At 58.4% G+C, this 21441-nt stretch carries 22 protein-coding genes; 10 read left to right on the top strand and 12 right to left on the bottom strand.

Annotated features, from left to right (window positions below; all coding sequences use genetic code 11):
- The coding region (locus tag AACS18_RS16325; RefSeq protein WP_181363306.1) for an SDR family oxidoreductase at positions 1-1141 on the bottom strand (1141 nt) is incomplete at its 3' end.
- Between the two features lie 248 nt (positions 1142-1389).
- On the opposite strand from AACS18_RS16325, the gene AACS18_RS16320 reads away from it, so the two are divergent.
- The 4 genes from AACS18_RS16320 (at position 1390) to AACS18_RS16305 (ending at position 4701) form a co-directional block, all read left to right on the top strand.
- Positions 1390-1962, top strand: a complete 573-nt coding sequence (locus tag AACS18_RS16320; RefSeq protein ID WP_108612729.1) for a phasin family protein — start codon at positions 1390-1392, stop codon at positions 1960-1962.
- A gap of 94 nt (positions 1963-2056) precedes the next feature.
- Positions 2057-3244: a patatin-like phospholipase family protein gene (locus AACS18_RS16315; RefSeq protein ID WP_108612728.1), complete on the top strand. Its 1188-nt coding sequence runs from the start codon at positions 2057-2059 to the stop codon at positions 3242-3244.
- 1 nt (position 3245) lies between these two features.
- A complete protein-coding gene (locus tag AACS18_RS16310; RefSeq protein WP_108612727.1) occupies positions 3246-3887 on the top strand; it encodes a TetR/AcrR family transcriptional regulator in 642 nt (213 codons plus the stop codon).
- Between the two features lie 25 nt (positions 3888-3912).
- Complete coding sequence (locus tag AACS18_RS16305; RefSeq protein ID WP_021230122.1) at positions 3913-4701, top strand: hypothetical protein; 789 nt, start codon at positions 3913-3915, stop codon at positions 4699-4701.
- Between the two features lie 115 nt (positions 4702-4816).
- On the opposite strand, the gene AACS18_RS16300 is transcribed toward AACS18_RS16305, so the two are convergent.
- Positions 4817-6247: a wax ester/triacylglycerol synthase family O-acyltransferase gene (locus tag AACS18_RS16300; RefSeq protein WP_108612726.1), complete on the bottom strand. Its 1431-nt coding sequence runs from the start codon at positions 6245-6247 to the stop codon at positions 4817-4819.
- A gap of 254 nt (positions 6248-6501) precedes the next feature.
- Positions 6502-6834 carry a polyhydroxyalkanoic acid system family protein gene (locus AACS18_RS16295; RefSeq protein ID WP_100645872.1) on the bottom strand — a complete coding sequence of 111 codons (333 nt, stop codon included), beginning with the start codon at positions 6832-6834 and terminating at the stop codon, positions 6502-6504.
- Between the two features lie 259 nt (positions 6835-7093).
- Here AACS18_RS16295 and AACS18_RS16290 point away from each other — a divergent pair, with 259 nt between their 5' ends.
- Positions 7094-7822, top strand: a complete 729-nt coding sequence (locus AACS18_RS16290) for an FFLEELY motif protein (RefSeq protein ID WP_108612725.1) — start codon at positions 7094-7096, stop codon at positions 7820-7822.
- Positions 7823-7921: 99 nt separating this feature from the next.
- On the opposite strand, the gene AACS18_RS16285 is transcribed toward AACS18_RS16290, so the two are convergent.
- The 3 genes from AACS18_RS16285 to prpB are packed head-to-tail and all read right to left on the bottom strand — an operon-like array spanning position 7922 to position 11403.
- Positions 7922-9367, bottom strand: a complete 1446-nt coding sequence (locus AACS18_RS16285) for a bifunctional 2-methylcitrate dehydratase/aconitate hydratase (protein WP_108612724.1) — start codon at positions 9365-9367, stop codon at positions 7922-7924.
- A 10-nt stretch (positions 9368-9377) separates the two neighbouring features.
- Positions 9378-10505, bottom strand: coding sequence for a bifunctional 2-methylcitrate synthase/citrate synthase (gene prpC, locus AACS18_RS16280; RefSeq protein ID WP_108612723.1), 1128 nt, complete (start codon positions 10503-10505; stop codon positions 9378-9380).
- Positions 10506-10515: 10 nt separating this feature from the next.
- Complete coding sequence (gene prpB / locus AACS18_RS16275) at positions 10516-11403, bottom strand: methylisocitrate lyase (protein WP_108612722.1); 888 nt, start codon at positions 11401-11403, stop codon at positions 10516-10518.
- Positions 11404-11550: 147 nt separating this feature from the next.
- Here prpB and AACS18_RS16270 point away from each other — a divergent pair, with 147 nt between their 5' ends.
- From AACS18_RS16270 to rsmF, 4 genes are all read left to right on the top strand, one after another.
- On the top strand, positions 11551-12177 hold the full coding sequence (locus tag AACS18_RS16270; protein ID WP_108612721.1) for a paraquat-inducible protein A: 627 nt from the start codon (positions 11551-11553) through the stop codon (positions 12175-12177).
- Positions 12161-12763, top strand: coding sequence for a paraquat-inducible protein A (locus AACS18_RS16265; RefSeq protein WP_005333132.1), 603 nt, complete (start codon positions 12161-12163; stop codon positions 12761-12763). Before AACS18_RS16270 ends, AACS18_RS16265 begins: the two co-directional genes overlap by 17 nt.
- Positions 12764-12818: 55 nt before the next feature.
- Positions 12819-15371 carry an MlaD family protein gene (locus AACS18_RS16260; RefSeq protein ID WP_108612720.1) on the top strand — a complete coding sequence of 851 codons (2553 nt, stop codon included), beginning with the start codon at positions 12819-12821 and terminating at the stop codon, positions 15369-15371.
- A gap of 144 nt (positions 15372-15515) precedes the next feature.
- A complete protein-coding gene (gene rsmF / locus AACS18_RS16255) occupies positions 15516-16946 on the top strand; it encodes a 16S rRNA (cytosine(1407)-C(5))-methyltransferase RsmF (RefSeq protein ID WP_108612719.1) in 1431 nt (476 codons plus the stop codon).
- Between the two features lie 226 nt (positions 16947-17172).
- Here rsmF and AACS18_RS16250 read toward each other — a convergent pair whose 3' ends face one another.
- Both AACS18_RS16250 and AACS18_RS16245 read right to left on the bottom strand, forming a co-directional pair.
- On the bottom strand, positions 17173-17445 hold the full coding sequence (locus AACS18_RS16250) for a RepB family protein (RefSeq protein ID WP_181363305.1): 273 nt from the start codon (positions 17443-17445) through the stop codon (positions 17173-17175).
- A gap of 170 nt (positions 17446-17615) precedes the next feature.
- The gene (locus AACS18_RS16245; RefSeq protein ID WP_258228743.1) at positions 17616-18440 is read right to left on the bottom strand and encodes a tyrosine-type recombinase/integrase; all 825 of its coding nucleotides are present in this window, start codon (positions 18438-18440) and stop codon (positions 17616-17618) included.
- A gap of 6 nt (positions 18441-18446) precedes the next feature.
- Between AACS18_RS16245 and AACS18_RS16240 the strand changes: the two genes are divergently transcribed.
- Positions 18447-18608 (top strand): hypothetical protein, encoded by a 162-nt coding sequence (locus tag AACS18_RS16240; RefSeq protein WP_258228742.1) that lies wholly within the window; start codon positions 18447-18449, stop codon positions 18606-18608.
- A 322-nt stretch (positions 18609-18930) separates the two neighbouring features.
- On the opposite strand, the gene AACS18_RS16235 is transcribed toward AACS18_RS16240, so the two are convergent.
- The 4 genes from AACS18_RS16235 to AACS18_RS16220 form a co-directional block, all read right to left on the bottom strand.
- Positions 18931-19710, bottom strand: a complete 780-nt coding sequence (locus tag AACS18_RS16235) for a TatD family hydrolase (RefSeq protein ID WP_108612717.1) — start codon at positions 19708-19710, stop codon at positions 18931-18933.
- Between the two features lie 25 nt (positions 19711-19735).
- Positions 19736-20683: a DNA polymerase III subunit delta' gene (gene holB / locus AACS18_RS16230; protein ID WP_108612716.1), complete on the bottom strand. Its 948-nt coding sequence runs from the start codon at positions 20681-20683 to the stop codon at positions 19736-19738.
- Positions 20668-21309, bottom strand: a complete 642-nt coding sequence (gene tmk, locus AACS18_RS16225; protein WP_108612715.1) for a dTMP kinase — start codon at positions 21307-21309, stop codon at positions 20668-20670. Before tmk ends, holB begins: the two co-directional genes overlap by 16 nt.
- On the bottom strand, positions 21309-21441 hold a 133-nt coding region (locus AACS18_RS16220; RefSeq protein ID WP_181363304.1), incomplete at its 5' end, for an endolytic transglycosylase MltG. The genes tmk and AACS18_RS16220, both read right to left, overlap by 1 nt.

The following is a 21441-nucleotide window of genomic DNA, read 5'->3' as shown; positions in this document are numbered from 1 at the left end:
CCTTGCCCTCGACCCGACCACGCAGGGAGCGATCGATGAAGAGCTCCGGGTCGAGGTGACGTTCCCAGTAATCCCACAGCCGCCAGGCGTAGCTGTGCAGCGGCGGTACTTCGATGCCGGTCCCTTTCAGTACCCGCTGGGTTTCGCGACTGTCGAAACGGGTGGGGTAACTGATAAGGCGGAACACATCCTTCGGCAGACCCAGATCGGCGATGGCGGCATCGCGGATACGGCGCACCGGCGCCATAGTCATCAGCATGGCGGTCAGGTGGCGGGGAATGAAGTTAAAGAGAGAGGCGTTGATGCGGATCGCAGGCTCTGGCGCATGGGCGGCGCGGGAGAAGGTGCTCAGCATGTCGCCAACCCGCATCGGGTTGGGGTCGGTCAGGTGGAAGGTTTTGTTCTCCTCGCCCTCTTGATGGGCGATATGCACCATGGCATCGACCACAAAGTTGACCGGCACTATGTTGATGCGCCCGCCCTCAACTCCGATGGCCGGCATCCAGGGCGGCAGCAGACGGCGCAGCTTCTGGATGGTCTTGAAGAAGTAGTAAGGGCCGTCGATCTTGTCCATCTCGCCGGTGTTGGAGTCACCGACAACGATCCCCGGTCGATAGACTCGCGACGGAACTGTGCACTCGTTTCGCACAATCCCTTCCGCTTCGTGCTTGGTCTGGAAGTAAGGCATGTCGAGGTGCTCTGCCTCATCGAACATGTCCTCGCGAAACAGACCATCGAACAGGCCCGCTGCAGCGATGGAGCTGCAGTGATGGAACTGCCCCGTCCCCAGCCGCTCGGCAAGTTGAACGGCTTGACGGGTCCCTTCGGTGTTGACCTGCTGCTGGATCCCGGCCTTGGCGTTGAGATCATAGATGGCAGCCAGATGGAAGAAGTGGTCGATCTTACCGATCAACTGCTCCTGCATCTCGACCGATACCCCCAGCAGCGGTTGCGTCATGTCGCCAAAAACCGGGACTGCGCGCGATTCATCCACATTCCAGAATGCAAATAACTCCGGCAATTTATCCTGATGAGAGGCGCGCATCAGAAAATAGACGATACAGTCGGGATGCTGTTGGAATAACTTTTTGATCAATCTACGCCCGATAAAACCACTACCGCCAGTAATGAAATAGTTCATAAAGAGAATCCTGCTACTGATTAGGGTGTTACTAGGTTGTTAGATATATCACGATTCATATGGGAATCCGCAATTTGATTGTCGGTTCGTGAGCAAACCCTAATTTCGGTGGTGTGCCTGTTCCGTTATTAGGTAGAACCCTCTATTTTTTGTCCCTAGACTGAAGTTGAAAAATCAGTAATGCCACAACCCGATTGCAGTTTCGTTGTCGCCATTACATTTAACTGTCGTTATTCAAGGAGAAGATCATGGCTAAGAAATTGAAAGCGCTGGCAGGGTCAGTGACCGACAACCAACTCACCTCCACCATCAAGGAGTCCACCCAGCAGATCTGGTTGGCGGGTCTGGGAGCCTATGCCAAGGCGCAGGAAGAGGGTGGCAAGATCTTTGAAGCCCTAGTGCAGGAAGGGGAAGCATTGCAGGCCAAAACCCGTCAGAGCGCAGATGAGAAGATTGCCGCTGTGACCGACAAGACCGCCAATACCTGGGGTCGTCTGGAGCAGGTGTTTGAAGATCGCGTGGCCCGCGCCGTAGCCAGTCTGGGTATCCCGACTCGCAAGGACATCGACAAGCTCTCCAAGCGCATGGCCGAGCTGACCGACGTGGTGCAACAGCTGCTGGATGCCCAGGACGAAGAGGCTCCGGCCGCTGAAGCCAAACCGGCTGCCGCCAAAAAGCCCGCTGCCCGCAAGCCTCCGGTAAAGAAGGCACCGGTAGCCAAGGCTAAAGAGGCCGTGGTTGAGCAGGCCGCCGATCTCCTCTCCGCTGCGGAAGATGCGGTGAAAGAGGTGAAGGCCAAAGCAGAGAGCGTCCTGCCCTGATCCCTCGCGGTGGCGGAAGGTGATTGATACCGGCCCATGCCCTGCGCTGGGCCGGTCTTGTCATGGTGAATGTCATGGATAGAGAGGCGACGCTATGAGTACCATCGCAATTGCCCTTGCTGGCGGCGGGCCGCTCGGCGGCATCTACGAGATCGGTGCCTGCGCAGCCCTCTCTGACAGCATCAGTGGCTTGCGCCTTGACCATGCCGATATCTATGTCGGCGTCAGTTCAGGGGCCGTGGTGGCGTCGGCGCTGGCCAACGGCATCTCGCCGGCGAAGCTGGTGCGGATCCTGCTCAGCGATGATTCGGGGGAGATGTTTGACCCGGCCACCTTGCTGCGTCCCGCCTTTCGTGAATATGCCGACCGCCTGACCTCGATCCCGCCACTGGCTTGGCAGAGCCTGACCTACTATTTGGCGGCGCCCTGGAAGCGCAGCCTGTTTGAATCGCTGCAGGGGCTCTCCAAGGCCATTCCGACCGGACTGTTCGACAACCGCGGGGTGGATCGCACCCTGACCCAGTTTTTTTCTCGTCCCGGCCGCAGCAACGATTTCCGCCAGCTGCGCAGTCGACTGTTTGTGGTCGCTACCGAACTCGATACCGGCCATCCGGTCGCCTTCGGTAGCCCGGGGCTCGATGACGTGCCCATCTCGGCGGCGGTACAGGCGTCAGCCGCCCTGCCCGGCCTCTTTCCCCCTTCATTGATTAACGGGCGTTACTATGTGGACGGGGCGCTGATCAAGACTCTGCACGCTTCGGTAGCGCTGGAAGAGGGGGCGGATCTGGTGTTCTGCATCAATCCGCTGGTGCCCTATGATGCGGACATGGCCGCCGGCGCGCCCACCAATCTGGTGGACAGCGGTCTGCCGGTGGTACTGGCCCAGACTTTTCGCGCCATCATCCACTCCCGCATGCATGTGGGGATGGATCGCTACAAACACCAATATCCCGACGCCGACGCCTTGCTGTTTGAGCCCTCTTCTGCCGATGGCGAGATGTTCTTCACCAATGTGTTCAGTTACCGGGATCGCCGCCGCCTCTGCGAGCACGCTTACCAGCATACCCGCCGCGATCTCTGGCAGCGCCGTGACGAGTTGGCGCCGGTGCTGGCCAAGCATGGCCTCGAGCTCAATTTGGCCGCGCTGGCCGATGAAGATCGCACCCTGCTGGCCCCCGGCATTGGCTCGGTCGCCGCCCTCGACAAGTCGCTGGAGCAGTTGCAGCACTGGCTTGCCAAACGCTATCGCCACGGCGTGCGCCGTTCATCACCAAAGGAGTAGCATGGATCGCAAACCCAAACGCCGTACCCGGGAGCGGATCCTGACAACTGCCCTCGCCTGCTTCAATCGACAAGGGGAACCCAGCGTCACCACCTCGGCCATTGCGGCCGAGATGGAGATCAGCCAGGGCAATCTCTACTACCACTTCCACAACAAGGAGGAGATCGTCAACGCCCTGTTCTGCGAATTTGAACAGCAGATGGATCGCCTGCTGGAGGCGGTCAGCACCCCGTCCGATGAGCCAGAAGATATCTGGCTCTTTCTCCACCTGATGTTTGAAGCCATCTGGCAGTACCGTTTCCTCTACTACGATATCGCGACCCTGATGAGTGGTTATCATCAGGTTGAACAGCGCTTTTCCGCCCTGCTGCGCCACAAGGAGCATACCGCCATCGCCATTTGCAACCATCTGCAAACAGTCGGGCTGATGGAGGGCACGGCGCAACAGATGCGCACGCTGGCGGCCAATGTGGCGCTGGTGGGCACATTCTGGATCTCTTACCAGCGGGCACTGCATCCCAAGGCGGACGCCGATATTGCCCTCGGCGTCTTTCAGGTGATGCAGCTGGTCGCACCCTATTTGCGGGCCGATGCCCGCGCTCATCTTGGCGCCCTCGCCCACCACTATACCGACAAGGTTTGATTCACATGCTACAGGGAGAACAAGCATGACCACTTCACAACTCGAATTTGTCCCCTTCCCCTACGCGGATGCGGCCTATGAGTATGCTGGCCAGAAGCTGGCGGACAACTGGGATCGTCTCCATCAGGGGGATGCCGAACCCTGGCCCGAGGATGAGCAGGTACAGGATGCCTGGCGGGCCTATCATGCCGGGGATTTTGCACGGGCTGTCGCCCTTGGCGAAGCGGCCGGTGAGGCGGGCCTCAATGTGGCAAACAAGGCGTTGGTGATCCACGCCAGCTATCTGCTGGAAGACAAGTATGCCAAGCGAGCCGCCTTCGAGCGGGCAGCCAGCCATGCCGAGAAGCTGCAAAAGCGTCAGCCCAAGAACGCCAATGCCTGGTATTTCCACGCGCTGGCACTCGGTCGCTACAGTCAGGTCATTTCCATCTCCAAGGCCCTCTCGCAAGGAATTGGCGACAAGATCAAGGCAAGCCTTGAGAAGGCGCTGGAGCTGGCGCCAGATCACGCCGAGGCCCATATTGCCTTTGGTGCCTGGCACGCGGAGATCGTCGACAAGCTGGGGGCCATGATCGGCGGCCTCACCTACGGCGCCAAGAAGGAGGAGTCCGAGCGTCACTTCAAGGAAGCGCTGGCGCTGATCCCCGACTCGGCTATCGCCCGCATGGAGTACGCCAACGCACAGGTGATGCTGCACGGCAAGAGCCGCCTGAAAGCCGCCGAAGCCCTCTATGCTGAAGCGGCCGAGTGCGAACCTATGGATGCCATGGAGCGCCTCGATGTGGAGGCGGCGCGGGAAGAGTTGGAGGATTAACCGCCACTCTTGTCACGGATAGACAACAAAACAAGAGGCCAACCCACGGGTTGGCCTCTTTTATGATGGGTGCAGTCCGGTTGGCTACGCTGTCACTGGTCGCTCAAATGCTCGCTCAACCGAGCAGCGCATCCAGCCCGTTGGGGTCAAACAGCAGCTCCGGTTCCATCAGCACCAGCAACAGCAGTTGTTCGAACTCCACCGCAAACCGCTCGACCACCCGATCCGGATCCGGTACCAGCTTCTTGTCGGTGATAAGGCCCAGCTGCACCTTGTGATCGTAAGAGAGGATGGAGACGCCGACGCCGATATCCCCCGATTGCGGCACCCAGAACAGTGGTTGGCGTAGTTTTGCACCGGCCAGATAGAGGGTCTGCTGCGGGCCGGGCACGTTGGTGATCACTGCACTGGCTTTGGCCGTGAGCAGCTCGACTGCCTGCTGCTGCACCGCATTGGGGGCCATGCCAAGGGCATGTAACAGGTTGAGTACCACCACGGGTTGCAGCGAGGTGCGCAGTGCCTGCATCCGGTCACGCACGGTATAGAGCCGCTGCAACGGGTGTTCAACATCCAGTGGCAAGTCCAGGGCCACCAGCCCGAAGCGGTTGCCAAGTGCCCCCTCATCATCCGGTGCTCGCATATTGACCGGCACCAGGGCGCGGATCTTGACCTTGTTGGCATCATCCCCCTTCTCCTGCAGGTAGTGGCGGAACGCCCCTGCGGTGGCGGCGATCAGCAGATCGTTGACCGAGCAGCCCAGTACCTTGCCCACTGCCTTGATATCCGGCAGATCAATTTGCTCCGACCAGGCCACCCGCTTGGTGCTGGTGGTCTTGCCCCGCAGGCGGCAGGGGGAGTCATCACCGAGGGTGGCGATATTGCACAGCTCGCTCGCCACATCCCGCCCGGTCTTGAGGTAATCCACCGCCTTGGTGGGATGGGTGACCACTTCGACATATTTGGACCAGAGGCTACCGGTCAGCTTGAGACCGGCCCACACCAGACGGCTGCCCTGGTGGCAATCCTCCTCATCCTCGTCATCGCTGTCATCCAGTGGCTCCGGTGACGGTGGTCGCGGCGCCCCTTCCGGTGTGTTATCCATCATGGTCAGCATGGCTCGCACCAGCGAGAAGCCATCGCCCATGGCGTGGTGAATGCGCACCACCAGCGCCCCCTGTGGGATATGCACCTGACCGACACTTCGCTGGGTGGGCAAGCGCTGGTGGTTGAGCGGCGTCGAGGCGAGATCGGCCACCAGCTTCTCCAGCTCCAGCTTGCCCGCTTCACCCGGCAGGATCACTCGCTTGAGGTGCTGATCGAGATCGAAATCGGGATCATGGCGCCAGTAGTAGGAGCCCCCCTCCAGCACGGCCCGCTGGTGGAAACGGGGTTGCACCGAAATGGTATGGCGCAATCCGGCCCGCAGACGCGTTTCATCAAGCTCTCCTTCAAACATCAGGACACCGATGATCTGCATCAGGTTGTTGGGTCTGTCCATGCGTAACCAGGCGGTATCGACGCAGGAGATAAATTCACTCAGTGGCATGGTTGTTTCCCTACAAAATGAATTTACCGAGGCGGCAAATTGCACCTTCCCTCATATCCGGATGAAGGCTTGATGCAATCAGAATGACTTTAATGAGTGCCGACTCGAAATATGAAATAAAGATGAAAGATTACTTACAAATAGAATCGAGACCTCGCTGGATAATAAATCTGAAAAACCACATGGCTTGCAAACTTATTTCAAACAGCCATCGTTTACAGCTGGTTTATTTAAAACCAGTGCAACGAAGAGTTTCAAACACGTTTGGGGCAAGGTAAGCGATTGTCGACATAATCGAGGATCTCTTGCTCCAGCACGCTGCGTACTGGCAACAGCATCAAACCAAGATGCACTTCCAGTTCCAGGGTATCTTCGTCCAAGGTGAGAGTGCCATGTACCCCTGAGCCGCGAAAGCGTAGCTCGGTCTCCTCTTCATCCGCCCATTCGCAATCGAGTTGATAGCTCTCGCTCATGTCCGCAGCGATGGCTTCGGCCGCGATCCGGGCGGCGGCCAGTCCCAGCGGATGCTGACGGCTGATCTGGATGGTAGAGAGTGCGCTGCTGCCAGCAAGCGAGTTGAAGAACATGGTCGTTACTCTGGGTCATAAGTTAGTTATTGATATTAAACACATGTTCACAACAAATGAAAGGATGGTTCACATAAATGGGACTCACTTAACAGAGTCGAGAGGGATGCAGGCCATCAGCGTGGCATGGCATTTATTCCCTCCCCCGTGCGCGCTACACTTGTCACGGAACGGTCAGCAAAAGCTGCTTGTTTTTCATTCACTTGTATCTTCGTATCACCGAATTCCCATCAATGGGCCCAAGGCCAGAGAGCTGTAGATGACGCATCAAGAACATGCCCACGACGACGATAGCACCCTGGGTCGGCTCTACCGCCAGCTCAAGCGGGTTGCAGCCTTGCGCGAGCAGATGCGTGCCCACCCGGAAGATCTGCAGGATCGGGATCGGCTACGCCAGTGGCAGGCCGACCGGTTGGGGCGAACCCATCGAGATCTGCTGGAGAGTGACCGCTACGGCCCCGCCGCCGAGTTTTTCCTGACCGACCTCTATGGCCCGGGGGATTGCGCCCGCCGCGATGCGGACGTGATGCGGGTGATGCCGACCGCCGAACGGCTGTTGCCGGAGTCCGGCCTCAAGGTGCTGGCGCAGGCGATCGAGCTCGACGCTCTCTCCGAAGAGCTGGATTACCTGATGGTGGTGGCGCTGCGGCGCATTGATGGCATAGCTCCCATCACGCCGGACCACTACACCATCGCCTATCGTGCCGTAGGCGAGCAGGCGCGCCGGGAGCATCAGATTGCGTTGGTGAGCGAGCTTGGGATGACGCTGGACAGGCTGGCGAGAAAACCGCTGCTGGGGGCGACCCTCAAGCTGGTGTCAGGGCCCGCCCATTTGGCGGGGCTTGGCGAGCTTTTCTCCTTTGTCGAGCGTGGTTATCAGGTGTGTCATCAGATGGGGCGTGCCAACGAGTTCCTCGAGACCATCGCCAGTCGCGAGATGGCCATTATGACGGCGCTCTTTAACGGCGACAGCAGTGCGCTGGGGTAAGGCTTATCGAGGGATAAGCCGCCAGAATAACAAAGCGGGCCGATGGGCCCGCTTTTCGTTTATCGCTGTTTGCCGATATGTTGCCCAATACAACACCGGTCAGATCACCAACAGATCCATAAAGGCGTGTACCGGGGTGGCGGCAAGGCGCGGCCCATCCTGACAGAGGGCCAGAATGTCGCTGACCCGTTTGGCCGGGAAGCGGGTGGCCAGATTGTGCTGGAATTTATCCACCAGCAGCGGGATCCCCTCCTCCCGACGGCGACGATGGCCGACCGGATACTCCACCTCCACCTTGGCGGTGTGAGTACCGTCCTTGAAGAAGATCTGGATGGCGTTGGCAATGGAGCGCTTGTCTGCCTCCAGATACTCGCGGCTGTAGCGTTTATCCTCCTGTACCACCATCTTGCCGCGTAGCACGTCGATGCGGGGATCGGCCGCCACGTCATCCTCGTAATCCTCGGCGATCAGGCGACCGAAGATGAGCGGTACCGCCACCATGTACTGCAGGCAGTGATCCCGATCGGCGGGGTTATTGAGGGAGCCGACCTTGCTGATGATGCGAATGGCCGACTCATGGGTGGTGAGTTCGATGCGGTCGATCTCCTCCAGACGCCCCTTCACCTGACCGTGCAGCTTCATGGCGCACTCTACCGCAGTCTGGGCGTGGAACTCGGCGGGATAGGAGATCTTGAACAGCACGTTCTCCATCACATAGCTGCCGTACCCCTGATGCAGGGCGAACTGGTTGCCCTTGAACAGCACATCGTAGAAGCCCCACTTGGGGGCGCTCAGTACACCGGGATAGCCCATCTCGCCGCTCATGGTGATAAGGGCGAGGCGCACTGCACGGGAGGTGGCATCCCCCGCCGCCCAGCTCTTGCGCGACCCTGCATTGGGGGCATGACGGTAGGTCCGCAGGCTCTGGCCATCGACCCAGGCCTGGGAGACCGCATCGATCACCTGATCGCGGGTGCCCCCCAGCATGTGAGTCACCACGGCGGTGCTGGCGACCTTGACCAGCACCACGTGATCGAGACCAACCCGGTTGAAGGAGTTCTCCAGCGCCAGCACACCCTGAATTTCGTGGGCTTTGACCATGGCCACCAGCACATCGGCCATGGTGAGCGGCGCCTTGCCCTCGGCCACGCGAGTACGGGAGAGCCAGTCAGCAGTGGCCAGAATACCGCCCAGATTGTCGGATGGGTGACCCCACTCGGCGGCCAGCCAGGTGTCGTTGTAATCGAGCCAGCGGATGATGGCGCCGATGTCCCAGGCTGCCTTGACCGGATCGAGGCAGAGCTGGGTACCGGGCACCCGGGCACCATGGGGTACCAGTGTACCTGGGACTATGGGGCCAAGGTGCTTGGTGCACTCGGGGAAGCGCAGGGCCAGCAGGCCACAGCCCAGCGTATCCATCAGGCAGTAGCGGGCGGTGTCGAGGGCCGCCTGGCTGGTAATGGGGTGGTTGCAGACATAATCGGCAATATCGACCAGCACCTGATCGGGCTCGGGTCTGTGGTTGACGTCGACGTTGGCGGACATCGTGACTTCCTTATCGTTGTTGTAGAGAGACAAAGTGACGGGGGGCCGGGCCGACATAATCGGCGCTCGGGCGGATGATCCGGTTGTGCTCGCGCTGCTCCATCACGTGGGCGCACCAGCCGGTGACCCGCGAGCAGACGAAGATAGGCGTGAACAGCTTGGTCGGGATCCCCATGTAGTGATAGGCGCTGGCATGGAAGAAGTCGGCGTTGGGAAAGAGCTCTTTCTCTTCCCACATCACCTTCTCCGCCTCGCAGGAGACGCGGTAGAGACGCTCATCCCCCACCGCCTCGGCGAGCTTGGCCGACCACTCCTTGATGATGACGTTGCGCGGATCAGAAGTGCGGTAGATGGCGTGGCCAAAGCCCATGATCTTCTCCTTGGCCGCCAACTTGGCCAGCAGTTCGCGCCTTGCCTGCTCTTCATCCTGCCAGTGTTCGATCATCGCCATGGCCGCCTCGTTGGCACCGCCATGGAGCGGGCCGCGCAGGGTACCGATGGCGGCAGTGATACAGGAGAACATGTCGGAAAGGGTCGAGGCGCAGACCCGCGCCGCAAAGGTGGATGCGTTGAACTCATGCTCGGCGTAGAGGATAAGGGAGACATGCATCACCCGGCGCTCCAGCTCGCTCGGCGCTTTTTGGTGCAGCAGCGCCAGAAAGTGGCCACCGATGCACTCTTCATCGGTATCGAGGGCGATGCGTACGCCCTCGTGGCTGAACTTGTACCAGTAGATCAGAATGCCCGGGAAGGCGGCCAGCAGCCGATCCGCCACTTCATGCTCATGCTCGAAACCATCTTCCGGCTCCAGATCGCCGAGCATGGAGCAGCCAGTGCGCAGCACATCCATGGGATGGGCATCGGCGGGAATGCGCTCCAGTACCTCCAGCAGCGGCTGGGGCAAGGTGCGCAGGCGACGCAGCTCGCGCTTGTAGGCGTCAAGCTGCTGCTCATCTGGCAACTCCCCCTTGAGCAGCAGATAGGCGACCTCCTCAAACTGGGCGCTGTCGGCCAGCTCCTTGATGTCATAGCCGCGATAGGTAAGACCAGTGCCACTCTTGCCCACGGTGCAGATACTGGTCTCCCCTGCACTCTGCCCGCGCAGACCTGCCCCACCCAACGGTTTTTGCTGTCCCATAAGCTGCCTCCTATTCCTTGGCTGTAAACAGACGATCCAGGGTCTGCTCGTAGTGGTGATATCCGAGGAAGTCGTAGAGCGACTCCCGGGTCTGCATGATCTCCACGACGGCGCGTTGATGGCCATCCTGGCGAATATGGTGATAGACGTTGAGGGCGGCCTGATTGGCGGCCCGGTTGGCACTCAAGGGATAGAGCACCATGGCGACCCCGTGGGCGGCAAGCAACTCTTTGTCAAACAGCTCGGTTTTACCGAACTCGGTCATGTTGGCGAGGATCGGTACTTTGGCCGCCTGCTTGAACTGGTCGTACTGGGCAAGCTCGGTCACCGCCTCGGCGAAGATCATGTCGGCACCGGCGGCCACATAGGCAGCGGTGCGCTCAAGAGCCGACTCCATCCCCTCCACCGCCAGTGCATCGGTGCGGGCCATGATGACGAACTCGCTATTCTCGCGGGCATCCACTGCGGCCTTGATGCGATCGCACATCTCCTCCAGCGACACCACCGCCTTGTTGGGGCGATGACCGCAGCGCTTCTGGGCCACCTGATCTTCCATATGGACGGCTGCCACTCCGGCTCGCTCAAACGCGCGGATGGTGCGGGCGATATTGAATGCCCCGCCCCAGCCGGTATCGATATCGACCAGTAGCGGCACACGGCTTGCGGCGGTGATCCGCTCGGCATCGATCAGCACGTCGTTGAGGGAGGTCATACCAAGATCTGGCAAGCCGTAGGAGGCATTGGCTACTCCGGCACCTGAGAGATAAATAGCTTGAAAACCACTGCGCTCGGCCATCAACGCCATATAGGCATTGATGGTGCCGACGATCTGCAGGGGATGTTCATTGGCAAGGGCGGTGCGAAAGCGCAAGCCTGCCGAGGGGGACAAACTGGACATCATGACTCCTTTCACCTGTCTAGTCTGGCTATCTAATATCACGTTTACGTTAACGTCAATTATACTTTCGTAACATTCCGGCTGCAGGCAAGACAGGAAACCGGTTTTAGGGTAAATTTCACCAATTCCTTCAACAGGTTGAATTGTATGATGGAGCCCGGTTCCGTAATTGTCTGTCCGGCGTGCGACTTGCTGATCCAGCGCAAAGCACTGCCGCTGCGTCGTCATGCCCACTGCCCGCGTTGTCATCAGCATCTCTATGGCCGTTATGCCTTTCGTCCTTCCCAGTTGATGGCCCTGACCATCACCGGTTTTCTGCTGCTGCCCTCCGCTTTTTTTGAACCGCTGATCTATCTGCGGCTGGCGGGGGTCAACACCGACGCCGACCTGCTGCGCGGTATTCTGGTGCTGTTTGGTGAGGGAGAATGGTGGGTGGCCAGCCTGGTGCTCTGGTGCGCCGTGTTGGCGCCGGTGGGGTTATTGGCAGGGATCTTTGCGCTGGCTTCGGGTCTGGCCAAACGTTGGCACATTCTTCCCGTCACCTTGAAGCTGGTCGAGGTGTTTCGCCACTGGGCCATGCTGGAGGTCTATATCGTCAGCCTGCTGGTTGCCCTGTTCAAACTGATCGACATCGCCGATGTGCGCCTCGGTGGCGGCTTGCTCAGTCTCGGTATTTTGATGCTGCTCAACATGACCCTGCTGATCCTGTTTGACCCCGCCCCCTACTGGACGCGGATCCCGTTAAAGGAGCCGGAACATGACCAGCGCCCGTGAGATGGGGCTCTGCCGCTGCCATACCTGCGGTTTGCTGGTGCGTTATCAAGCCGGGGCAGTCTGCCCCCGTTGCAGCAGCAAATTACAGGTGCGCATTCCCCGCTCCCTCGCCTGGTCGTGGGGCTTGCTGGCGCTCGCCACCTTCATGTTGCTGCCTGCCAATCTATTGCCCATTACCCATTTCTACAACAAGGGGTTACTGCAGTCAGATACCATCTTCAGCGGTATCATGATGCTCTATCGCAGCAAGATGAGCGGGATTGCCACCATAGTCCTCACCGCCAGCATACTGGTGCCAGTGGGCAAAATATTGGGTCTGGGCTGGATCTGCTGGCAGTTGCAGCGGGCCAAGCCGGTGCGGCGCAAGCGCCAGCTGGTGATGTATCGGGTGATCGATTTTATCGGTCGCTGGTCGATGCTGGACTTGTTCGTGATCTCTCTGATGGTGGCGCTGGTCGATCGGGGTGTGCTGCTGAGTGTCCGCGCAGGCCCTGGGGCCACCGCCTTTGCCGGTGTGGTGGTGCTGACCATGATGTCGGCCCGCATGCTCGATACCCGTTTACTGTGGGACAAGGCGGCCCGTTGATGATTTCTCTGTTTTTGTCTGATGTGCTGTTTAATCCAGCCAATAAGGAGTCGGTATGATCGGGGCTGAACCCGTCATTGAAAAGCGTCGCTGGTTATCGCCGGTCTGGCTGTTACCCCTGATAGCCCTGCTGCTGGCAGGTGGCTTTCTCTATCAGCAGGTATTGAGCCGTGGCCAGCTTATCCAGATCAACTTCGCCCAGGGCAACGGCATCTTGCCGGGTAAAACCCAGGTTCGTTATCAGGGGGTAGCCATCGGCGTGGTGCAAGAGCTGGAGCTGGCTGAAGATGGCCGCAAGATTGCGGTGATGGCCAAGATTGATAGCCGTGCCAGACCGCTGATCCGCAAGGGATCCGACTTCTGGCTGGTGAGCCCCAAGGCGTCGCTGACCGAGATCTCTGGCCTAGATACCTTGGTATCCGGCAACTACATCAACCTGCAACCAGGGCGTGAAAGCAATCCGCTGGAGGAGACCTTCGATGCACTGGAGGGCCCTCCTCCCGGCTATCAGGCTCAGGGTCGCATGCTGCACCTGACCGCCGATTCGCTGGGTTCTGTTGGAATTGGCGCCAAGCTCTATTTCCGCGGTATCGAGGTCGGCAGCGTCATCAATACCCGCCTGGGTCAGGACAATCAGAATGTCATTCTTGATCTGGTGATCGAACCGCGTTTCGAGCATCTGGTCAAAGCCGATACCCGCTTCTGGAACATCAGCGGCATCAAGGGCTCCTTCAGTCTGGCCGGTGTGAGCGTGGAGGCTGGCAGCCTCACCTCCATTCTGAGCGGCGGCATTGCCTTTGACTCACCAAAAGATTCACCGGAGCCTGAGAAGGGACAGACTTTCGTCCTCTATAAAGGACTGGCGGAAGCGGCGCGTGGCGAGCGTATCAACATTGCGGCTGGCGATCTTCCGGTCAAAGAGGGGATGCCCATCCTCTATGAGGGGATCGAGATTGGTCGTATCGACCCCATTCGTCTCACCGACAAAGGCCGCGTAGTCACGGCATTGATCAATCCTGAGCAGGCCTATCGCATTACCGACAAGAGCCAACTGGTGTGGGAGAGTGTCTCCCTCTCCGCGACCGGCGTGCAGCATGCAGATCGCCTGCTTACCGGCCCGGCCATTCGCCTCGACTATGTAGCGGGTAAACCGGTACAGAAGATGACACTGACCGATCGCGCCCCCCAGAGCGGCACCAAGGTGACGCTGCAGGCTGACGATCTGGCGGGGCTCAATCAGGATGCACCTGTCTGGTACAAGGGATTGCAGGTGGGCCGTATCAGCCAGCTCACCCTGGATGCACGCGGCAATGCCAGCGTTGAGCTGGTGATGGCGCCGAACTATGGCCATCTGCTCAATCGTGCCCGCTTCTATCGCGCTGCCCCGCTGCAGATCGATGCCGATCTGAGCGGCATCAAAGTAGAAACCAGTCCGGCCAGTGCCTGGTTGGGAGGCGGGATCAAGCTGGTACAAGCCAGCAGTGGCGAGCGGATTAACCGTCTCTACCCCAGTCAGGAGCTGGCACTGCTCGGTACCCGTGATGCCAAGCCCCAGCGCTGGTTGCTCAAGGCAGATCAGGCCGATGGCATTGGCATTGGCTCGCCTGTGCTTTATCTGGGGCTGGAAGCGGGCATGGTCAAACAGCTGCGCGCCGCCAAAGAGGGGGTCGAGATCGAACTCGAGATTGATGGAGTCTATGCTCCCCTCCTCGCCCAACAACCCCAATTCTGGAAAAAACCGGCCATCGACACCAAGGTGCGGGTCGATGGGGTGCAAGTCAAGGTGGGTAACCTCGGTACCCTGCTGCGCGGTGCCATCGAGTTCGATCGGTTGGCCAATGGCCGCAGTAGCCATCAACTGTTCGATTCCAGGGAACAAGCCAAGGCCAAGGTGCGCCAGCTGTCACTGGTGGCAGAGAGCAATCCGGGGCTCGGGATTGGCAGCCCGATCCGCTATCGCGGGGTCGATATCGGCAAAATCGAAGAGATCGAGCTGGAGCCGTCTCTGGGTCAGGTGATCTTCAAGGCCGAACTCGATGGCCACTACGCCGAGCGTTTCCTGCAGTCCGGCGCCCGCTTTACTCTGGTGCAGGCCAAGCTGGGGCTGGGCGGTGTCGCTCACCTCGATACCCTGATCAAGGGGGCGTTTGTAGAAGCACAACCCGGTAAAGGCGCTGGCAAAGATCGTTTCCCTTTGAGTCAGACCGGTCCTCTGGGTCTGGCCCTGACCCTCAAGAGCCCCTCCGTCAATGGCCTAAGCGTCGGCAGTCCGCTGCTGTTTCGCAAGATGGTGGTGGGCAGTGTCACCAAGGTGGCGCTGGCTCGGGATGGCAGCGAGGTGGTGATCGATGTCAACGTGGATCAGGAGTATGCCCATCTGGTGCGGGCCAACTCCCGTTTCTGGAATGTCTCCGGGGTCAAGGCGGATATCGGGCTGACCGGTGGCACCATCGAAGTGGAGACGGTGCAGAGCCTGCTGGCCGGCGGCATTGCTTTTAATACGCCGGAGAAGGAGATGGGGCCGACCGTCAAAGCGGGCCACAGCTATCCGCTTTACGGCAAGGCCGAGAAAGAGTGGCTGGAGTGGAGTCCGCGTATCCAGCCCTGATCTCTTCCCTTTGTATCTCATCCAAGCCCGGCATAGTGCCGGGCTTTTTTATATTCCGGTACCTGTTGATAGGGTTCAGATTCAGAATATTCTTAGCCTTGTGGTAGGATATCGCCCCTCTTTTTCGGTCAACGAGACGGCACAGTGCACGACAACACCTTCCTTCCCGATTACTTTTTACGCCACATTGCGGCCATCATGCCGGCCCATCTCTCGATGGATGAGTTCGTGGCCAGTTGTCGACGTCCGCTGCGCCGCAGCATTCGGGTCAATACCTTGAAGATCGCCGTCTCGGATTTCGTCGCTCTGATGGAGCCACTGGGTTGGCAGCTTGACCCTGTCCCCTGGTGTGATACTGGCTTCTGGCTGACCCGCAGCGATGAAACCGTCCCACTTGGCAACACCGCCGAGCACTTGAGCGGGCTCTTCTACATTCAGGAAGCGAGCTCCATGCTGCCGGTGACGGCACTCTTTGCCAGCGACAAGATCAAGGCGGATGGCATGTTGCTGGATGCGGCGGCGGCCCCCGGCTCCAAGACCACCCAGATAGCCGCCTTGATGAACAATCAGGGGATGCTGGTTGCCAACGAGTTTTCCAGCAGCCGGTTGAAAGTGCTTAGCGCCAATATCCAGCGCTGCGGCGTGACCAATGTAGGCATGACCCATTTTGATGCCAAGGTATTTGGCCAGTGGTTGCCGGAGACATTCGATGCCATCCTGCTCGATGCCCCCTGCTCCGGTGAAGGCACGGTGCGCAAGGATGAAGATGCGCTGCGCAACTGGAGCATCGAGAGCATCGACGAGATTGCGACGGTGCAACAAGGGTTGCTTGAGAGCGCCTTCCATGCCTTGAAACCGGGTGGCGTACTGGTCTACTCCACCTGCACCTTGAGTGAGCAGGAGAACCAAGCGGTTTGCCAATCCTTGTTGGACAAGTTTGGCGATGCCTTGAGTTTTGATTCGTTGGCAGACCTGTTCCCCCATGCAGAGCAGGCCTGCACATCCGAGGGATATCTGCACGTTTGGCCCCAGATCTTCGACAGTGAAGGCTTTTTCGTCGCCAGATTGCGCAAGCATCACTCGGTGCCCAACACCATGTTCAAGCCGGGCAAGCTGGGTAAATTCCCCTTTGCGCCGCTTCCTGCCAAAGAGGTGGAATCCATGTTGTGCGAGATTGAAGCCAACTTCGGGGTGGCACCGCAGGGTCAGCTGTTTGGCCGCAATGACGAGATCTGGCTCTTCCCCGAGCGGTTTGATCTGGTGCAAGGCAAGCTTCGTTTCGATCGCATTGGCATCAAGTTGGCTGAGACCTTCAAGAAAGGCTATCGCCTCACTCATGAGTGGGCACTGGCCTATGGCGATAAAGCGAGCAAGGGCGTAGTCGAACTGGATAGCGCCAATGCGCGGGAATTCATGATGGGGCGGGACGTCTGGCCAGAACAGGATGCTGGCGCTGGCGAGGTGATCGTCCGCTATCAGGGGCATACCCTGGGCATGGGGAAATGGGTGGGTAGTCGGGTCAAGAATGTCCTCCCCCGCGAGCTGGTGCGTGACAACAATCTGTTCAATGCGTAGTGTGCCGTTCGGTGCATCAGCACTTGAACGAGTCTGAAATACCCACACTCTGGTTGAACTTTTCTTCGGATCTTGAAAAGCCTTGAGCCTTGTCTAAGCTTAAGGCAATCCGAACACCAGTTAGCGCACGGCTCTGCAAGGAGCCAATTCCCCTATGCCAGGTACAAGGAATTCGTACCTGGCTTTTTTTATCTCTTCACGTTTCGCTGTTACTTCACTCTTGTGTCTATTCAACGGTCTCTTCGACCAGTGTGGCGACTCTGTTTTCAAACGGAGGTTCTCTACCCAGCTCATGTTGGTAGAGCAGATCGATCGCCTGCTCGATGAGTGATGCCTGACTGTCTTCGAGATGAAGACCCAGTGCGGCCAATCGTTCGGCGTGGCGATTGCTGATCCAGCATTGCAGCCGGGTATGGGTCTCCTGCTTGCGTTTTACATGTTGGCGCTGCCGCTCGGCATTGTTTTGGGGCACCACCTCTTGCTCTTCACGCACTGTCATTTCTTGGATATGTCCTTGCGATTTTCCATTTCCGGATTTGTTATCTCTCATCACATGCCATTATCCATAGGAAGATGGCCCTTCCCCTTTGGGCTACAGGCTGCGCGGCAAATATATCATTAGATCAACAGGATATCATTTAACATAAAAAAAGAAGTGACGCAGTTGTGTCAAAGCAAGCCATCAAGGGCATGATCGGAGAATTTATGGGCGTCATCGAAGTACTCCTGCAGGGTTCGCATATCCTTGTGGCGCGTTACCTCGATGATCTTGTTCATTGGCTTGCCGGCAGTCACCGCCGAGGTGATAAATCCGCGCCGCAGGCTATGGCCACTGACGTAAAGATCGTCGATGGTTTGGCCGGTTCGGCGTTTGATCATCAGATTGATGCCCTGGGGGCCGAGTAGTTCGGCCATCAGTTGACCCCAACGATTCATGCGCCGAAACAGCGGCCCCTCGCTGATCCGGCTTTTGCTCAGCCAGTTTTGCAGTGCCGACACAGGACAATATTGCTTGCCCGGGATCAGGGCGATCTCGGTTTCATGCAGCTGATGCTTGCTCGGTTTGAGGCGAAGGCGGATCCCCTGCCCCACAAAATCGAGGTCGCTCACCTCAATTCGGGCCGCTTCCGAGCGGCGCAAGGCGCCACTGAACATCAAGAGCAGCAGGGTGTAATCACGCAAGCCCGCCAGATCATGGGTGTCGATGCCATCGAGCACCTGGGTCAATGGCTGCAACGTCAGGGCGCCGGTTTTGCGTTTGCGATTATCCCCCAACCTGACAATGCCGCGCATCATCTCCTTGATTTCGGGATGTTCGGTGGGCATGGGGTGAATCCCTTTCTGCTTGAAGGCATAGCGGATCCCCGCCAGACGTCTCACCAGGGTTGCCGGTTTACGAGGTTCACCGTTACGCAGCTCCCCTTTTCCCTCCTCTTTATCCAGCCATACCCAGTCGGCCAATACGCCATCGGCCTGATCAGCGAGAAAGTTCATGATATCATGATGGGTGGTTTGCAGCGGATCAAGCCCGTGCAATTGGCACCAGAAGACAAAAATACGGGTATCCGCCTGATAGGCATTGAGGGTGGAATCCGCTTTTGCACTGCGCAAAAAGCGGCGTGCCCGACTATTAAGCTGCGCATCGAAAACAGTCTGCAGTGACTGATGAGCTGGATTGGACAAGGATGGATATGCCACGGAACTCTATGATTCATATGAAGTTTGAGAGGATCTTACAGGATCCTCCACATACATCAAGTATCGATAATGAATATTATCGATACTTAAAGCATGCTGTTTTTATACCCTTTGGCCACATTAGATGAACGAAACATCGGAATATCATTCGACTCAGGTTTGTATGGATGAACAGGTTACATTGGCTGGAAAATGTGAGAGATAACACCGTACGGTATTAATATTCAGGTGGGTAATCAGCTTGATATTTGAAATATAAAAAGCCCCGAATAACGGGGCTTGGGGATTATTTTGTCGCCAGTTTGAACAGTTCAAAGAAATTCCGGCTGGTCGCTTCTGCCAATTCATTAAGCGGAATATGACGCAGGTCAGCAATAAACTGCGCAACGTCACGCACAAAGGCGGGCTCGTTCTCCCTCCCCCGATGCGGCACAGGAGCAAGATAGGGCGAGTCAGTCTCGACCAGCAATCTGTCGAGGGGCAGAGCCTTGACCACCTCTTGCAGGGCAGACGCATTTTTGAAGGTGGCGATCCCGGAGATTGAGATATAGAACCCCATCGCCATCGCGGCTTGCGCCATCTCGAGAGACTCGGTGAAACAGTGCAGCACACCGCCAACCTGATCTGCTCCCTCTTCACGCATGATCTGCAAGGTATCTTGTTGAGCATCGCGGGTATGGATTATCAGCGGCTTGTTCAGCGCACGGGCAACCCGGATATGTTCGCGGAAAGAAGCTTGCTGCACCTCTTTGTTCTCGGGGGAGTAGAAGTAGTCGAGCCCGGTTTCGCCGATGGCGATCACTCTTTCGTCAGCAGCCTGTGTCAGCAACAAGGCTGCATCCACCCCGGGTTCCTGATTGAGCGGGTGTACCCCGCAAGAGGCAAACACCTGGGGATAGGAGGCGATCGCCTCGAGCATGGTCGGGAACTGTGCCTGAGTCACACTGACACAGAGAAAATATCCCACATCCAGTTTCGCGGCCTTGGCCAGTACATCGGCCATGCTGGTCTGCTTGCTGCTATAGCTGAGGCGATCGAGATGACAGTGGGAATCAACGAGTAACATATAAAACCTTTCTGCTTGTCGGTACTTATAACCAGCGACTGAGCCAGTTCATCAGATGGATGGTGGGATTGGAGAGCTGCCCCGGCTGGCAAGCTGCCTTGAGGGCAACCAACTGCTGCTCCGCTTCCAGCAGTTTTTCGCTGGAGTGCTGCTCCGCCAACCGCTGACTCAAGATGGCCAGATCCGGCATTGCCAGTTGATGGTGACCACATCCGGCCTGGGTTTTCAGGGCATCGCACAAGAAGAGCTGCAACCAGTGCAACCTGACCTGCGTCTCCTGACCCAGCTGGCTGCACAGTGCCATCGCCTTGACCGGACTTTGACCCAGGGCGACAAACTGTTCCAGCAATTCGCGGCGAGTACCGTCCTGTTGCTGCTCGATATAGTCGAGTACTCGCAGCGGGGCCCCTTGACAGATCCGCACCTGAGCCAACGTGGCCTGATGACCCTGCTCGGCCAACCAGCGTACCGTCTCCCCTTCCGCAGGCAACTGACAAACATGTTTGTGACAGCGACTGAGAATGGTGGGGAGCAACCGCGAAACCTGGGAAGCGATCAGCAACAGCAAGCTGTCGCCGGCCGGCTCTTCCAGGGTTTTCAGCAGGGCGTTGGCCGCCGATTCGGTCATCCGCTCTGCATCAGGAATGATCACCACCTTGCCGCGACCGAGCTGGGCAGAGCCCTGCAGCCGGGTGCAGATCTCGCGAATAGCTTCGACCCCGATGGTCTTGCTGTCGCGGGTGATGGTGCCGAGATCCGGGTGGTTACCCTTGTCAAACAGCTGGCAAGAGTGGCAGTGACCGCAGGGCTCTCCGCGATCCGGTTGCTGGCAAAGGTGCAAACGTGCCAACCGCTCGGCCAGCTGCTCCTTGCCAAGGCCGGGATCGCCGAGCAACAACCAGGCGTGGCCGAGACGACCGGACTGGGCAGTCTGGCTCAGGGCATGCCAGTCGGGGATCAGCCAGGGATACATAGCGGCTCGTTCGACAGATAGTGACCCAATGCACGCTCGATGGCAGCTTTGACCTGTTCCGGCGTTTGCGCCGCATCGATCACCACAATGGAATCGTCCTTGGCGGCCAGTTCGAGATAACGAGTTCGGGTACGCTCGAAGAAGCTCAGTTGCTCCAGTTCGATGCGATCCAGCTCGCCGCGATGGCGAGCACGCTGCAAGCCAAGGGCAGGATCGATATCGAGATAGAGGGTGAGATCCGGTTTGAAGTTGCCGAGCACTGCCTGCTTGATGGCTCCGATAAGCTGTGCATCGATACCACGGCCGCCCCCCTGATAGGCCTGGGAGGAGAGATCGTGGCGATCACCCACCACCCAGACACCGTCGGCCAGTGCGGGTTTGATGCGGGTCTCCACCAGTTGTACCCGGGAGGCGTACATCAGCAGCAATTCCGCCTCGATGGTGAGGCGCTCGTCGTGCACCTCTTTGACGATGGCCCGCATCCGCTCGGCCAGCGGCGTACCACCCGGCTCGCGGGTGCACTCGATCCGGTTGATGCCGTGACGCTGCAAATAGTCGGTCACATAACGTACGGCCGAGCTCTTCCCTGCCCCTTCCAATCCTTCGATCACAATAAATTTAGACATTAGGGTTTCTTCAATATGTATTCGCGAACCGCCCGATTGTGTTCATCGAGGGTCTTGGAGAAATAGTGGGCACCGCCCCCCTTGGCGACAAAGTAGAGATAGTCGGTCGACTTGGGGTTGAGCGCTGCTTCG

The organism is Aeromonas sp. HMWF015 (genome assembly GCF_963878965.1).
Classification (GTDB): Bacteria; Pseudomonadota; Gammaproteobacteria; order Enterobacterales; family Aeromonadaceae; genus Aeromonas; species Aeromonas veronii.
Note: the sequence above shows the minus strand (reverse complement) of the source record. Positions and strands in the feature narration are given on the sequence as shown.

Bases quoted from the DNA above. Each gene is read 5' to 3' on its own strand.
- AACS18_RS16320 (WP_108612729.1), top strand. From the start codon at position 1,390: ATGGCTAAGAAATTGAAAGCGCTGGCAGGGTCAGTGACCGACAACCAA.
- AACS18_RS16315 (WP_108612728.1), top strand. From the start codon at position 2,057: ATGAGTACCATCGCAATTGCCCTTGCTGGCGGCGGGCCGCTCGGCGGC.
- AACS18_RS16310 (WP_108612727.1), top strand. From the start codon at position 3,246: ATGGATCGCAAACCCAAACGCCGTACCCGGGAGCGGATCCTGACAACT.
- AACS18_RS16305 (WP_021230122.1), top strand. From the start codon at position 3,913: ATGACCACTTCACAACTCGAATTTGTCCCCTTCCCCTACGCGGATGCG.
- AACS18_RS16300 (WP_108612726.1), bottom strand. From the start codon at position 6,247: ATGCCACTGAGTGAATTTATCTCCTGCGTCGATACCGCCTGGTTACGC.
- AACS18_RS16295 (WP_100645872.1), bottom strand. From the start codon at position 6,834: ATGTTCTTCAACTCGCTTGCTGGCAGCAGCGCACTCTCTACCATCCAG.
- AACS18_RS16290 (WP_108612725.1), top strand. From the start codon at position 7,094: ATGACGCATCAAGAACATGCCCACGACGACGATAGCACCCTGGGTCGG.
- AACS18_RS16285 (WP_108612724.1), bottom strand. From the start codon at position 9,367: ATGTCCGCCAACGTCGACGTCAACCACAGACCCGAGCCCGATCAGGTG.
- prpC (WP_108612723.1), bottom strand. From the start codon at position 10,505: ATGGGACAGCAAAAACCGTTGGGTGGGGCAGGTCTGCGCGGGCAGAGT.
- prpB (WP_108612722.1), bottom strand. From the start codon at position 11,403: ATGTCCAGTTTGTCCCCCTCGGCAGGCTTGCGCTTTCGCACCGCCCTT.
- AACS18_RS16270 (WP_108612721.1), top strand. From the start codon at position 11,551: ATGATGGAGCCCGGTTCCGTAATTGTCTGTCCGGCGTGCGACTTGCTG.
- AACS18_RS16265 (WP_005333132.1), top strand. From the start codon at position 12,161: ATGACCAGCGCCCGTGAGATGGGGCTCTGCCGCTGCCATACCTGCGGT.
- AACS18_RS16260 (WP_108612720.1), top strand. From the start codon at position 12,819: ATGATCGGGGCTGAACCCGTCATTGAAAAGCGTCGCTGGTTATCGCCG.
- AACS18_RS16250 (WP_181363305.1), bottom strand. From the start codon at position 17,445: ATGACAGTGCGTGAAGAGCAAGAGGTGGTGCCCCAAAACAATGCCGAG.
- AACS18_RS16245 (WP_258228743.1), bottom strand. From the start codon at position 18,440: ATGAACTTTCTCGCTGATCAGGCCGATGGCGTATTGGCCGACTGGGTA.
- AACS18_RS16240 (WP_258228742.1), top strand. From the start codon at position 18,447: ATGATGGGTGGTTTGCAGCGGATCAAGCCCGTGCAATTGGCACCAGAA.
- AACS18_RS16235 (WP_108612717.1), bottom strand. From the start codon at position 19,710: ATGTTACTCGTTGATTCCCACTGTCATCTCGATCGCCTCAGCTATAGC.
- holB (WP_108612716.1), bottom strand. From the start codon at position 20,683: ATGTATCCCTGGCTGATCCCCGACTGGCATGCCCTGAGCCAGACTGCC.
- tmk (WP_108612715.1), bottom strand. From the start codon at position 21,309: ATGTCTAAATTTATTGTGATCGAAGGATTGGAAGGGGCAGGGAAGAGC.